Source organism: Sphingomonas sp. SRI_018 (genome assembly GCF_057586275.1).
In genome coordinates, this window is the sequence record NZ_JBYCZO010000001.1 from 119,322 (window position 1) to 132,524 (window position 13,203).

Consider the following 13,203-nt stretch of genomic DNA (forward strand, 5'->3'; position numbering starts at 1 on the left):
TTCAGAGTTGGGGCAGGCGGAAGCCGGCCAGGGTGTCACGAAGGGCCTTCAGGCCCTCACTCGGCGCCGGATCGCCCTCGGACTCGCTCCGGAGCAAATGCGCGAGGCCGCGGCTGGCGACGCCTGCGGCCTGCGTCTTCGAGAAACCTGCCTCGCGCAGGAGCTTCTCGAATTCGGGGAGGGTGGGGAGCTGGCCGTGTGCCAGCTTGAACTTGACCGCCTCGACGCGCGCGTCGTCATTGGCCGGGAACGTGACGAGGCTGATTTCGACCAGGTCGAGCTTGGTAAGCGTGCGGATGCCCGTCTTCTCGTCATACGACGATTCGCGCACCCAATAGCCGATGGAGAGGCCGGTCACCGTGCGGGCCTTCATGTGCGCATAGGCGCGCTTCTCCATCGACCCGGCTTCGAGCAGGATTTGCCCGTCGCCCCAGAGGCCGTGCTCGTCCTCCTTCAGGTTCGACCAGGCGCCGATGGGCTCGCTCGACCGGTGCTGCCAGAGGACCGGCACGGGCCGCCCCTTGGCGGCGATTTCGGCGAGGCTCTCGGTGAAGGCGCCCTTGGCGACGACCTCCTGATAGCTGTCGACGACGTCCCAGACCGAGCCGTAGCCCGAGAAGGTGCCGTCCTCGTTCACGGACTTCACCTCGAAGTCGAAGTCGCGCACCTTCAGCGCGCCAGCGCCCGCATGCTTGCGGCGGAATTCCCGCGTCACCATCGTCAGTCCTCCAGTGCCGGGCCGCCATTGTGCCCGAGCATTGATTTCACCTTCGCCGCGATCATCGCCTCAAGGTCGCCTTCTTGGACGCCGAGCATCCCCAGCAGCGCGGACCGCAGCTGCTGCTCGGACGAAGCGGCCCCTGCCTCGCCGAGCTGGTCGAGCCGGACGAGGTTGGACTGCACCGTCAGGAAATCGCCGCCGGGGCGATGGTCGAGGTTTTCACGCGACCGCATCTCGTTGCGGTCCATCACGCCATTCTGCCCGAAGGCCGAATAGAGAGCGGCCCGGCCCGCGCTGTCCGTCGCCATGACGGCCTCGCGGTTGAATTCCGGATAGACGAGCTTGCGCTCGCCCGCCGGCAGCAGCTGCTTCTTCGCCGCCTGCTCGATCTTGCGGAGCAGCGGATTGAGGCGGAGCGTCTGCCAGCCAAGCAGCAACTGCTCGATGCCGCTGCCCCACATGGTCTGCCCCTGCGCGGCGTGGCCGATCAGGATCGGCAACATACCAAACCAGCGGCAGACTTCCTCGACGCTCCAGCGGCGGCTGAGGAGGAGCTCGGCGTCCTCCGGCTTCATCTCCAGCGGCACGAACTTGAGCCCGCGCTCCAGCGGCATGATCTTGCCGGCGCTGTCGGGGCCGGTGAACTTCGCGAAAATGTCGACCAGGTCGGAGCGCTGATCCTTCGAGAGCTTGGTCTCGTTGGTCTCCATGAAGCCCGAATTGTGCAGGCCGCGCCGGAATAGGCCGTTGGCCGTGCGATCGGCGGCGAGCGCGGTGCTGAACGTCCGCCGCCCGAATTCGATCGGCGAGAGGCCAACGTCGCCGCCGAACGTCATGCCGCGGAGGTGGAACACCTTTTCCGCTGGCAACTCCTCCAGCTTGCCGCGATCATAGTAGCGGTAGAACCGTTCGCCGGTATCGCGGCGGCACGTGGTGGTCAGGTCGGGCCGCAGCGGCGTCAGCGCAGCGACGCGCTGGCCGACGCTGGTCTTCTCGGCGTAGGCGTTGCCATAGAGGTCCAGCGCGGCGACCTGTCCCGCCCAGAATTCGCCCGGCGTCTGATCGGCGTTCGGCTCCTCGTGGAGGAGGTCGTAGAGCCAATGGTCCGAGCGCTCCTTGCGCCCGCCGCCCGCGACCTTGCTGAAGACGCCGGTGCCCATGGAACCGATCAGCTCGGACTTCAGCGCGATGCACGCCCACGCCGTGGCGAGGCCGAGGGTCGAGCGTTCGTCGACGCGCTCGGAGGCGAGCGCAGCTCCGGTTTCGATGCGGACGCGCGTCGGCTCGTCCTCCGGGGCCCCGCTGAGCTTGGCGGACTGTTGCCCGGTCACATAAGACCACGCGCCGGATAGCCAACTCATTACGCGGCCTCCTTCATCGCTGCGATGAAGTCGTCCACGCCCGTCTCCTCTTCAGCTGACATGGCGACGGCGAGGCACATGATTGCCGCGACGACGCCGTCGATCTTCTCCGCGCTCCGCTTCTTCGCGGGCATGAAATTCAGGTTTTCGTCGAACCGGACGACGGTGTTCTTCGCCATCCAGCGCAGGATGGGATGCCATCCGTGATCGAGCAGGCCCGCATAGACCAAGCGCTCGAAGGCTTTGGTCGGCTCGCCCAGCGACGGGATGCCCTGCCGCACCTCCAGCTGGAGCTCGGGGTCCATGCCATCGGCCTGAAGGTCGGCCATCAACTTCCGTGCGTTCCACGGGTCGAAGCCGGTCCCGAGGACCTCGAAATCATCCAGCGCGTCGAGCAGGGCCTTCTGCACGAAGTTCTGATCGACGAAGTTGCCCGGCGTCGTCTTCATCGCACCGGCGGCGACCCAGTCGTCGTAGGGCACGCGGTCATTCTTGACCCGCTCGGCCATGGTGTCCTCGGGCACCCAGAACCGGCAGACCACCGTCCACTGCTTTTCGTCGCCCTCGGGCGGGAACAGCAGCACTAGCGCCGTGACGTCTTGCGTCGAGGACACGTCGACTGCGGCGTAGCAGCGCCGGCCCTTCATGCGCTGCCAGGCCGTTTCCCAGCCCTTCCGGTCGGAAGAGCAGGCGTCGTAGGCCTTCATGTTCAGCCAGCGGACGACGGTGTCGACCCACTGGTTGAGGTGGTAGCACTTGAAATGGGCCTGAGCCCTCGGGTTGTCCTTCGCAATGGCCGCCTCGCGACGCAGGAACTGCATCGTCGGCGACAAGCCGAGGGACGGGTTCGCCAGCGCCCAGACCGATTCGTCGTCCCACGCCGCATCGGCGGGAGCGGCGAACAGGACGACCAGCGTCGACGGGTCGTTGATCCGGCCCTCGATGATGCCGAGGCTCTCGTCCCACAGCGTCATGCCGGTGACGTTCGACTTCAGGCCGGCGGTCGAGGCGTAGAGCTCGATGGGCTGGAGCCGCGCGCCGGTGCCCTGCCGCAGCGTCGTCTCGACGGTGCGGCTGCGCCATTCGTGCATCTCATCGCCGACGATGACGGTCGGCGACTTGCCGTGCTTGCCTGCCTCGGCGCCGGTGACGACCTCGAACAGGGCGCCGCACGGCTTGAGGTAGATCGTCTTCTTGTGGGGCTGGATGTCCGACGCCAGGCGCGGCTCCAGCGCGACCATCGCCTTCATCTTGTTGAAGACGGTGAACGCCTGCTTCTCGTCGCGGGCGAACACGAAGCCCTGCCCGCCGACGACACCCTCGATCGCCCAGAACAGCAAGGCGAGGGCCGAGAGGAACTCGGACTTCCCGTTCTTGCGCGGCACCCACAGCAGCAGCCGCCGGAAGAGGCGGACGTGCAGGAGCTGCGGCGCTCCGGTGTCGGGGTCGAGGACCTCGACCGGGATTTTCCATCCGACCAGCAGCCGGACAATAATCTCCTGCCATGCAACGAGCCGGAACGGCTTGCCCGCGAACCGGTCTTCCGTCAGCCGGAAGACCTTCGGCCAGAGCTCGACGACCTTGTCGGCCTTGGCGTGGTCGAACCACGCGCCGGCCACCTCCGCCGCACGCTTCCAGGCGAGACGAGCCCATTCGTAAATCGGCTCGTCGGCCCGGCACGCGAGCCACTCGGGCAGACCCTCTATCGAGCCCGTCTTTGCGGCCATGCTAGTTCAGAGTCGGCGGCGCCGAGTCCATTCGATCCATGGCGCCGATCAGACTGCCGCTATCGGCTTGCGTCTCGGCGCTCGGTTCGGCGTCCGCCTTCTGCGGCTGCTCGCGATCGAACAGGCCGGGGTTGGCCGCGAAGGCGACAGCCTGCTCGCGGAAGAGCGAATACTCGTCCGAGGGCGTCAGGCCGAAGCGCTCCGACAGCTTCATCACCAGGTCGAAGGCCTTGTCGCGGATCGCGACGATAGGGCGCGTGCGCTCCATCATCCCGCCGGCCACGGTCTTCACCCGCTGGGTGAGGCCGTTCGCCTTGATGTCCTCGTTGGCGATCACCCACTCGGCGAAGTAGACGCAGAACATCGCGAACATTGGACGGTGCTGCGGCTGCAACCGCTGGGTCGCGCGGAGCCTCGGCGCGAGGTCGCGCCACACTGCGACCGCAGCAGCCGTCGCCGGGCCCTCTTCGATGATCGCGGGCGGCGCCAGCGGATCGCCGGTGGTCGGCGCCTGCGCCAACAGACCGGCGATCCGGTCGGCCTCGTCGATCCGCTTTTGCACCGCCGACTTCCGCCGACCGGGGTTGCCCTTGGCCTGTTGAAGGCCGGGCGCGTCGGGCTTCCGACCTCGCATTTCGCACCTCCAACAAAAAAAGTTTTGCGCAATTCTGCGCCGGAAATCTCGGGGCTGCGGACCGGTCTACCCCTCGGGAGGGCCCTGACTTTCGACCCCCCCCACCCCCATGGGGGCGCGGCCCAGCTGGCGGGCGAGCTCGTCGAGCGCGCGGCGCCCGAGCTGCTCGACCCGCTGCTTGAACCCAGCATGACAGGGCTCGCAGGCCGACACCCACCACTCGACCCGCCAGAACACGCCCCGAAAGCGACGGTGCGGATACAGGTGGTCGACCAGCGTCGCCGCCGTGATCCGCTCCTCCAGCTGGCAATAGGCGCAGAGCGGATGCGCGAGCAGATGCGCCTCACGCGCAGCCTGCCACCGCCGATCATAACCCCGCGATGCCGCGCTTCCCCGCTCGCGATCGTACTCGCCAGCCTTGGGCTGGCCGCGCGGGCGGAGGGTTCTGGGCTTGGACGGCATGGCCTGAAAACGCCAAAGGGCGGCGAGGCCGAAGCCGCGCCGCCCTTTGGCAGGAGGGGGAGCATGAAGCGCTACGCCGTACCCGAAGGCCCGTCCCAGCGTGACAAGAAATAGACCGAAAACACCCGATATGTGGACATGGAAAATCTCACGCGCCGCACTTTTCTGGGGTTGACACGCTCGGCGGTGGATTTCCGCCATTCAGCCGCGCCGCGATGTCAGCGATAGCCCTTCCGTAACGTTTACGCAGGCCATGGACGCCATGCTTCAGGCCCATCTGCTTCAGCAGGTAGGTCCAAGGCACCTCACGCGCACCGCGAGCGAGCTGGACAACGACGAGACCGACAACCTTGCGGTCGTCGGGGGCGATGGCGTCCACCCAACCGAACGCCTCGTCCATCTCGGCCACGTCGCGGCGGGTGAGCGCCGCCGGTCGGATTTCCACGTCCGAGCTGCTGAGGTCGCCACCGCGGGCATCATAGTCACCGGCGGCCTGCTCGCGCGTAATCTCCGGCCAGGTGGAGCGGACGCGCTGCCATCCCCGTTCGCGGTCGGGATTGCGCCAGCAGGTAATCATCGCCTCGACGAGACGGTCCTGCACCGCCTCGAACGTCCATGCCAGGGCGGGAAGGGAGGCCCCTTCCACTGGAACCGCCTGCTGCTGCGCCTGTCCTTCCATATTCTCGCTGCCTTTCATCGTTCAAACCCTTGGATTTCTTCGGTTTCTATTGGTGCCTGATCTAGCGATCAGGAAGATTGGAAAGGTTGGAAGGGTAAAATGGGGTGATGATCGTGCGCGCGCCTGCGCGCCCGCGCCTGCGCATGTGTGGCGGGACCGAGCAAAGCCCTTCCAACACTTCCAAACCCGCAGAAAACCGCCATTTCACGCTTCCAACTGCCCCTTCCACATGGAACCCCGATCCCTTCCAATCAGAGCGGTTCGTCGTCGTCATCGGGATAGGACGGGCGCGCATCCGGCTCCTGATCGTCGTCCGAGGTGCGGATCGCGTCGGCATAGTCCTCGACGGTCTTCACCATTTCGAGGTCCAGCCACTGCATCCCGTTCGACCGCATCGTCTCGTACCCGCGGTCCTCCATCGCCTTGGTGAAGCCCACCTGTTGCCACTCGGCCGCGCCGTTGGCCTTCACCCACGCATTGAAGAGCTTGAACAGCACGGACGACTTCGAGCGGGCGCCGCTCTGGTCGCGCGTACATTCGGCCAGGAAGCGGCCGAGCTGGTCGCTCTGCTCGCGATACTTCGCCGTCGCGGCCTTCACGGTGTCAGGCTCGATCAGGCCCTCCATCTTCCAGTCGACGAGCCCCTCCAGCAGCCGGTTCAGCAGCCCCGAGGCCTCCGCCTTCAGCTTCTCCGGGAGCTTCTTGTCGACCTCCTCGGCGGGAATCTGGACGTCCCACGGCACCAGCATCACGCGGCGCCAGATGCCGTCATCGTGCCCGGTGATTTTTGGCTTGTGGTTGCCCGAGACGGTGACCTTGAAGCTCGGCAGGAAGGTGAAGAACCCCTTGTTGAGGTGCCGCGCCGTGATTTCCTCGCCGCCGGTGATCAGCTTGATCAGCGCCTCGGCCAGCTTGGCGCCCTTCTCCGGCTCGGAGGTGCGCAGGAAGCGGATGCCGGGCAGGCGGGCAAGGTCCGGCGTGGCATCGCCGCCCTTGCGCCCCCGGCCTTGGTCAAGGAACGTCTCGATGCCGACCGAGCCGCCATAGTCGCCCGCGACATGCGCCCAGGCATCGACCATGGTCGATTTGCCGTTGCGGCCCTTGCCGTGGAAGAACGCCAGCTTCTGCTCGCCGATGTCGCCGGTAAGGCTGAGCCCGCCCCACTGGTGCAGGAAGCGCCGCATCTTCTCGTCCGGCTGCACCCGTTCGAGGAAGGCGTCATAGTTCTCGCACGTCGCGTTCGGATCGTAGATCACGTTGGCGATCTTGCTGATCAGGTCCTCGGGCCGATGCGGATCGAGCCGCATCACCGCCTTGTTGCCGTCGAGGCCGATGCGCAGCGTGCCGTTCAGCACGTTGATCGACATGCGGTCGCGATCCATGGCGTCCGCGCGGATTGCGAGCTCGCCGAACGCCTTCGCCAGGTTGGCGATGCAGCCGAGCCGGCCATTGCCCTCGCTGGCCGTGGCGTGCTTCGCCAGCAGCTCGCTATAGAGGATCGGCTCGCGGTTATCGCCGCTGCCCCGCCACCCCGCGATGAAGTCCAGGCACGTCGGATCATCGGGGCTTTCCTCCCGCAGCCCGCTTTCGCGCACGAGGATGGCCTCGTTGCGGATCGCGCGGACCGTGGCGAAAACCGCGAGGCTCACCGGCCCCGGCACCTTGTCCTTCTCCTCGGACAGCAACGACCAGCGCCGCCCGTCCCAAATGAACCAGCCCAGCTCGTTGCAGAAGCGGAAGCGCCAGCCATGCCGCGCGCGGAACCGCTCGGCGTTGCCGAGGTCGGTCAAGGGGAAAGCCGAGCATTCGCGGTCGAGCTCGTCGTCGGGCTCGGCGTCGATCCGCCCCCGCCCCCCCGCATAGATGGGGTCGTCGGCGACGTTTCCGGATTGGAAGGCCGCGTCGGGCTCGACATCCTCGTCGGCCGACGCTCCCCGCGGCCATCGGTCGGCATCGTCGGAATAGGCCTCGATCGGCGCGGAAGCGCGCGGCGGCGAAGAGGACCGTCCGCCGCTCGACCGCGCGCCGATGGTCGAAAGGTCACGCGGCTTCGCCATGCCGTTCGTGAGGCCGTTCTCGATCGCCGTGGCGTGCTGCTGATAGGCGGCGGGATCGAACCCGCGCACGACGTCGAGCAACGCGGCGCGCACGACCGATTCGGAGAGCGCACCAGCCCCAACGAGCTGCCCAAGGTTGAACGCCGCGGAATAGGCGCCTTGGTTGCGACCGCCATAGCGGCCGCCGCCCTTTGGCGTTGTCTCCAGCTCGCGGACCTCTTCGTCGAGGGCGCGGAGGGCGTAGCTCCGGTGCGCCTGGTCGAGGTCGACGGCGAAACGCGGTTCGTGGCGCGGAGCCGGCGGCATGGAGGCCGGCGACGCCTTCTGCACCGGCGACCGCAGGATGCGGACAAGTTCGTCCGGCATGTCCGCGATCGGCGCGTCGGCGTCGTCGCGCAACCAGCGATACGGTCGAGGCCCGCCGTCAGCGAGATACTCGCTCGGCGGCATGATCACGTATCCGCCCTGTCCGCGCACGTCCACGTGCTTGGGCAGGTTGCCGCGGTTCCCGATCGGCTCGCCCGCGGGCATGTGGAAATAGAGGTGGACGCCCCCCGACTGGGTGCGCACCGCCAGCGTCGGCGGCAGGACGCAGCCCATCTGCTCCTCCAGGGCGGCCTTCAGCTCGGCCAGCGTCCATTCCCGCTCGGTGATCACGCCGTCGCCGTCGACTTCCTCGTCAACGCGCGGATCGAAGTCGAGCACCAGCAGACCGGCCTCGCCGACCGACATGCCGATCATCGCGTCAGGCCACTTGCGCCACCACTGGCGGATAAGCGCCTCGTCGGTCGTGGCCTTGGTCACGCCGCCGCTGCCCTTGATCGGCTCGCCGGTCACCGGGTCCTTGTCGCGCGGCAACAGGGGGCGCTTGGTCTTGGCGCTGCACGGAAAGACGGGCCAGCCCCGGCGCGCGAAATGGATCGCCGCGTCTTCCAGCGACGTGAATGTTACGGGCGAAGCCACGGCAGGAACCCCTCGAATGAAATGCGGTGGCAGACGGGTTTAAGTGACCCGGCCCGAGGGCCTGTCGGTTAGCCTCTGGGGTGCCTGCCAGCCCCCGGTTGAGAGTCTCTAGAAGGGCACGTCATCGTCCAGGTCGTCGGGGAACCCACCGCCGAAGCCGCCCCCGGCACCCCCGCCGAAATCCCCACCGCCAGCGGAACCGCCGCCCGAGTTGCCGCCGCCACGATCGCTGCGACCGCCGTCGCGCTGGCCGCCGGGATCGCCGAGCAGCACGAGCTGGGCATGGAAGCCCTGAAGCACGACCTCGGTCGAATAGCGGTCGGCGCCGGACTGGTCCTGCCACTTGCGGGTCTGGAGCTGGCCCTCGATGTAGACCTTGCTGCCCTTGCGCAGGTAGCGCTCGGCAACGTTCGCCAGGCCCTCCGAGAATATCTTGACCGTATGCCACTCGGTGCGCTCGCGGCGCTCGCCGGTCTGCCGATCCTTCCAGCTCTCGGACGTGGCGATGCGCATCTCGACCACCTTCCCGCCGTTCTGGAAAGACCGCGATTCCGGATCGCGCCCCAGATTGCCGACGAGGATCACCTTGTTGACGCTGCTCATTGGAACGACACTCCAAGGGTTTTGAGCTTCATCTCCGCTTCCCCCCGGAGAACATTGAGGACGATGACCCGCTCACGCGGACCGAGCTCGTGAGAGCCGAACCTTGCGGACTTAATAGTCAGAGTATCCTCCTCGCCCGGCTTCGATCTTGCCTGTTCACACTCAACGAAATTTAGAGTGTGGATGGCCTGCATTGCCTCGCGGACCTGATCGGGTGTCATGGCTTCTTCTTCTCCAGAGCTGGTTTGATTTTTGGGCGAGGCCGTTCGTTGCGACCGCACATTCTGCACCAGCGACAAACGTCGGTGCTTTTCTTCACGCGCCGCTCGAAATGACGGTCGGCGCCGACGAAGACATGGGCGAGATGGACCGAGCTGCCGGCGGCGACCGCCGCGCGCACAAGGCGCGATCCGGTGCCCTTCAAATGCTCCTCGATCCGCGAGGCGACGTCCTCCTGATCGGTCCACCCGACATAATGCCGCGCGTGCTGGAGCGGCGGATCGAAGTGCAGGACATAGACCGCGCTCACAGCCAGCCCTCCTGTTTCGCCCGTTCCTCGACCTGGTCGACCGCGAGCTTCACCGCGGCGCCGAGACCATCGGGCCCGACATAGGCCTCCGCCCACACGCGCTGGGCATTCGGGAAGAACATGGACACGCGGATCGCCGCGGCGCCGTGATGCACGGTGCGCTCGACGATCAGCGGCGGCTCGAAGTCCTCGGGAATCGGTCCAAGGCCGAGGTTCACGACCGGATGCGCCTTGGCGCACACGCCGAGATGCACCTTGGCGCCCGCCAGCAGCAGCCCGACCTCGCTGGGCGAGACCTCCCACGCGCTGCGCAGGAAAGGCAAGCCGCCGTCGACCTCGGAGCGCACCCACAAGGTCGAGCAGCGGCCATGCTGCTCCTCGTCCCACACGTCGGGCGCCCCGAGCGCGATCGTCGCGCCTTCGATCCGGACAGGATTCATGCGACCGGCTCCCCATGGAGAAGGCGATCGTCACGCCAGCACTCCAGGCCCATCTCGATCAGGGCCGTGACGAAGGTCGGAAGGTCTCGCCCGTCCAGCTTGGCGGCACGGATCACCGGCGCCGAAATGCGCGGCTTGCGCCCCCCTTGGTCGGCTTCGGCGGGTGCGGGCGCGGCAGGCTCCGGATCGGGCAACACCCAGCGCCGCTGGAGCTGGCGATCCGACAGGCTCGGATGATCGACATAGCCGAACCGGATCAGCATCGAACGATGCCGCTCGGGCCGCCACGGCGAGCCTGCGCGGGCGGCCTCCTTGATCTTCACCGCGAGGCCGCTGGGCAGCGCCGCCTGGTCGGGAAATGCCTCCATGAAGGCGCGGATCAGCGCGCCGGTCTCAGGATTGAGCGAGCCCCGTTTCTGAAGCAGCGGCACGAAGCCGCCATGGTTCAGCACCATCTGGCCGAGCTGCCCGGTGCTCGACTTGGTCGCCGACACCCACGCGATGATTTCACGCAGCAGAGCCTCGGCTGCGGGGTTGGTCTTTTCCATGTCAGGTTCCCACCGCGTTGCGGTACATTTCGAGAAGCGCGTCCGCCTCGTCGCGGTGATGCTTCTCCATCTTCCGGAGCCGAAGGAGGGTGCGCATCGCGGGCAAATCGAAGCCCGTCGATTTGGCCTCGGCGAAGGCGTCCTTCTCGTCCTCGCCGAGCTCCTTCTTCGCCTCGCGGATGCCCTCGATGCGCTCGATCAGCAGCCGCAGCTGCTCCGCCGAGACATTGTCGCCGATCCCGCGCTTGCGGGCGCCGTCAGCGTCTTCCGCATCGGAAACCTCGCTGGCGGGCATGTAGATCACGTGCCCGTGCGACCTCCGCGGTTCCCACCCGGCGGCGACGATCGCCCGCGCGATCGACTTATGCGATGGCCGCGCGGAGCGGATATGCTCCGGCATCTCCCGCTCGGCCTCCTCAAGCGTGATGGCCTCGCGCCCGACGAGCATCGCGCCCACCGCCGCCGAGACCATCATGTCGAGGGTCTTCTTGCTGGTCACCGGCGCACCTGGCTCCGCCCCAGAGCGATCCACTCGGTGACGAGCGGCTCGTCGCGGAACAGGATGTCCAGTTCCAGCGTGGCGGCAGCGGTGTCGCCGCGCTTGATCGCAGCGGCCAAGGCCATCACCTGCGACTGATCGAGAACGTCGGTGGGAGCATAGAGAAAGCGATGCTCCATCCGGCCCTCGGTCGAGGCGCCGCAGGAACCGCAGGTAACGGGTTGGTCAAATCGGGTCGGCTTGCCCATGATACGTCTCCTTCAGGCCCGCATCGGCATGATGAGGGCGAGCAAATCGGGGTCTTTCTCGGAGGTGATGCGAACGGGCGCGTCGGCCGCGTTCACCCAGAGCGTGAGCTTGCCGCTCTCGGCGAAGATTTCGCCGACGCTCCGCACGTAGCGCTCGTTCATGCCGAACCGCACCGGCTCGCCGGTGAATTCGCAGTCGAGCGGTTCCTCGGCCGAGGTGCCGGCATTGTCGCGTCCGGTGACGACGCAGCCGCCTTCGCCCTCCTTGAGGTCGAACGCGACCGAGCGGACCTTGACCTTGTCGCCCTCGGCGTTGAGCACCGCGGCCACGCACTGGACCGGCTCCAGCAGCGCCACGCGCGCGAGCTCGATCTTGCGGCCCGTCTCGGCGGGCACGATCCGCTGATAGTCGGGGAACGTGCCTTCAACCGCCTTGGAGACAATCTCGGTGCTGCCCAGCTCGAACGAGATGGCGCGCGGCGTGACGCGGAGTGTCACCTCAGCCTCGACCTGGCCGAGCAGCTTGCGCACATGATTGACGGTTCCGGACGGAACGATCGTGTCCGGCAACTCGGCAGCGCCCTCGGGCATGGCGGTCTCGACGCGCACCATGCGGTGCCCGTCGGTCGCCGCGGCGAGGAGCTTGTCGTCGACGACGTGCAGGAAGATGCCGCACAGATAATAGCGCGTCTCTTCGCTCGACATGGCGCAGGCCGCGCTGTCGAACAGGCGCGCGAGGACCGAGCCCGGCATGCGAAAGGTCACGCCCTCGGTGAGCTCGCCACGAAGCGGGAAATCCTCCGCCGGCAGCGTCGACAGCGAGCGCTGGCCGCGTCCCTGCTTGATCAGCATGACGCCGGGCTTCTCGACGCCCAGCGTCAGCTTGCCCGTCTTGAAGCTGCGGACCGCACTGTCCAGCTTGCCTGCGTCGACCGTGATGCGCAGCTCGCCTGCGGCGGGCAGGCGCGCGGTCGCCTGTAGGTCCAGATCGGTCCCGGTGATCCGGAGCTCGCCTTTCTCGGCGACCAGCAGCAGGTTTGCCAGAATCGGGATTGTCACCCGACTCTGCACGACGCCGACGACCTGGCGCAACGCAGCGTGGAGCGCATCGCGCTCGACTTCGATCTTCATTTCACCATCCCCGTGCTCTGGCCCGTGGCCATGATTGTTATCTGTCGAAGGGTCGGGGCCGGCGCGCTGGTGACGCTGATCGCCCCGGTGTTGCACATGGCGTCCAGCGCGGCCTTCACCTGCGCCTTCGGGATGCCCGCACGCTGGGCGAGCTGCGCATCGGTCGGGCACGGTCGGCCGAAGCGCGCGAAGCGCTCCAGCAAGGGCAACAGGGCGTTGACCGCATCGACCTCGTGCAGCTCGTCCACGATGACAACGCTGGGCGACTTGCCGCGAACGGCGGGCGCAACTTCCTCTGCCGGTGCCTTCCAGACCTTGCCGGTCCGCTGGACGACGTAGTTCTTGTCGAACCCGCCGGGAATGAGCCGTTGCACCGGCACGACGTAGCCGCGCTGGTAGAGCTCGGTGACCGCCGCGGCGACCGCGCGGCCTCCCGGCAGCAGGCTGACGCACCGGGTCGCATAGGCGAATTCGTCGCCCTTGCGGGCTCCCCCGACCCATGCGCGCACCTGGTCCGGCGTCGCATAGCAGTTGCGAGCCTCGTCAATCCCCATTTCTGGGGATGGCGGCGGATATGAGAAGGCGAGCCCCCCGGACATGG

Annotated in this window: 15 protein-coding genes; all 15 read right to left on the reverse strand. The window is 67.1% G+C overall.

From position 1 onward, the window contains the following. Window position 1: 1 nt before the first annotated feature. Complete coding sequence (locus AC2YHA_RS00600) at window positions 2–718, reverse strand: HK97 family phage prohead protease (protein ID WP_487399954.1); 717 nt, start codon at window positions 716–718, stop codon at window positions 2–4. A gap of 2 nt (window positions 719–720) precedes the next feature. Beyond that, complete coding sequence (locus AC2YHA_RS00605; protein WP_487399955.1) at window positions 721–2,082, reverse strand: phage portal protein; 1,362 nt, start codon at window positions 2,080–2,082, stop codon at window positions 721–723. Continuing rightward, the gene (locus tag AC2YHA_RS00610; RefSeq protein WP_487399956.1) at window positions 2,082–3,809 is read right to left on the reverse strand and encodes a terminase large subunit; all 1,728 of its coding nucleotides are present in this window, start codon (window positions 3,807–3,809) and stop codon (window positions 2,082–2,084) included. Before AC2YHA_RS00610 ends, AC2YHA_RS00605 begins: the two co-directional genes overlap by 1 nt. A 1-nt stretch (window position 3,810) precedes the next feature. Continuing rightward, window positions 3,811–4,443: a P27 family phage terminase small subunit gene (locus tag AC2YHA_RS00615; RefSeq protein ID WP_487399957.1), complete on the reverse strand. Its 633-nt coding sequence runs from the start codon at window positions 4,441–4,443 to the stop codon at window positions 3,811–3,813. A gap of 66 nt (window positions 4,444–4,509) precedes the next feature. Then, a complete protein-coding gene (locus AC2YHA_RS00620; protein WP_487399958.1) occupies window positions 4,510–5,106 on the reverse strand; it encodes an HNH endonuclease in 597 nt (198 codons plus the stop codon). Further along, window positions 5,054–5,602: a hypothetical protein gene (locus tag AC2YHA_RS00625; protein ID WP_487399959.1), complete on the reverse strand. Its 549-nt coding sequence runs from the start codon at window positions 5,600–5,602 to the stop codon at window positions 5,054–5,056. The genes AC2YHA_RS00620 and AC2YHA_RS00625 overlap by 53 nt, the downstream gene beginning before the upstream one ends. 233 nt (window positions 5,603–5,835) lie before the next feature. Next, window positions 5,836–8,604: a phage/plasmid primase, P4 family gene (locus tag AC2YHA_RS00630; protein ID WP_487399960.1), complete on the reverse strand. Its 2,769-nt coding sequence runs from the start codon at window positions 8,602–8,604 to the stop codon at window positions 5,836–5,838. A 108-nt stretch (window positions 8,605–8,712) separates the two neighbouring features. Then, a complete protein-coding gene (ssb, locus tag AC2YHA_RS00635) occupies window positions 8,713–9,207 on the reverse strand; it encodes a single-stranded DNA-binding protein (RefSeq protein WP_487399961.1) in 495 nt (164 codons plus the stop codon). A 217-nt stretch (window positions 9,208–9,424) separates the two neighbouring features. Further along, entirely contained in the window at window positions 9,425–9,736 is a 312-nt protein-coding gene (locus AC2YHA_RS00640; RefSeq protein ID WP_487399962.1) for a hypothetical protein, read from the reverse strand. Continuing rightward, entirely contained in the window at window positions 9,733–10,176 is a 444-nt protein-coding gene (locus tag AC2YHA_RS00645; protein ID WP_487399963.1) for a hypothetical protein, read from the reverse strand. The genes AC2YHA_RS00640 and AC2YHA_RS00645 overlap by 4 nt, the downstream gene beginning before the upstream one ends. Continuing rightward, window positions 10,173–10,724: a hypothetical protein gene (locus AC2YHA_RS00650; protein ID WP_487399964.1), complete on the reverse strand. Its 552-nt coding sequence runs from the start codon at window positions 10,722–10,724 to the stop codon at window positions 10,173–10,175. Before AC2YHA_RS00650 ends, AC2YHA_RS00645 begins: the two co-directional genes overlap by 4 nt. A 1-nt stretch (window position 10,725) precedes the next feature. Beyond that, the gene (locus AC2YHA_RS00655) at window positions 10,726–10,962 is read right to left on the reverse strand and encodes a DUF2312 domain-containing protein (RefSeq protein ID WP_487401673.1); all 237 of its coding nucleotides are present in this window, start codon (window positions 10,960–10,962) and stop codon (window positions 10,726–10,728) included. Between the two features lie 257 nt (window positions 10,963–11,219). Then, a complete protein-coding gene (locus AC2YHA_RS00660) occupies window positions 11,220–11,471 on the reverse strand; it encodes a hypothetical protein (RefSeq protein ID WP_487399965.1) in 252 nt (83 codons plus the stop codon). Window positions 11,472–11,483: 12 nt separating this feature from the next. Next, a complete protein-coding gene (gene dnaN / locus AC2YHA_RS00665) occupies window positions 11,484–12,602 on the reverse strand; it encodes a DNA polymerase III subunit beta (protein WP_487399966.1) in 1,119 nt (372 codons plus the stop codon). Beyond that, the gene (locus tag AC2YHA_RS00670; RefSeq protein WP_487399967.1) at window positions 12,599–13,156 is read right to left on the reverse strand and encodes a hypothetical protein; all 558 of its coding nucleotides are present in this window, start codon (window positions 13,154–13,156) and stop codon (window positions 12,599–12,601) included. Before AC2YHA_RS00670 ends, dnaN begins: the two co-directional genes overlap by 4 nt. Window positions 13,157–13,203 lie beyond the last annotated feature (47 nt).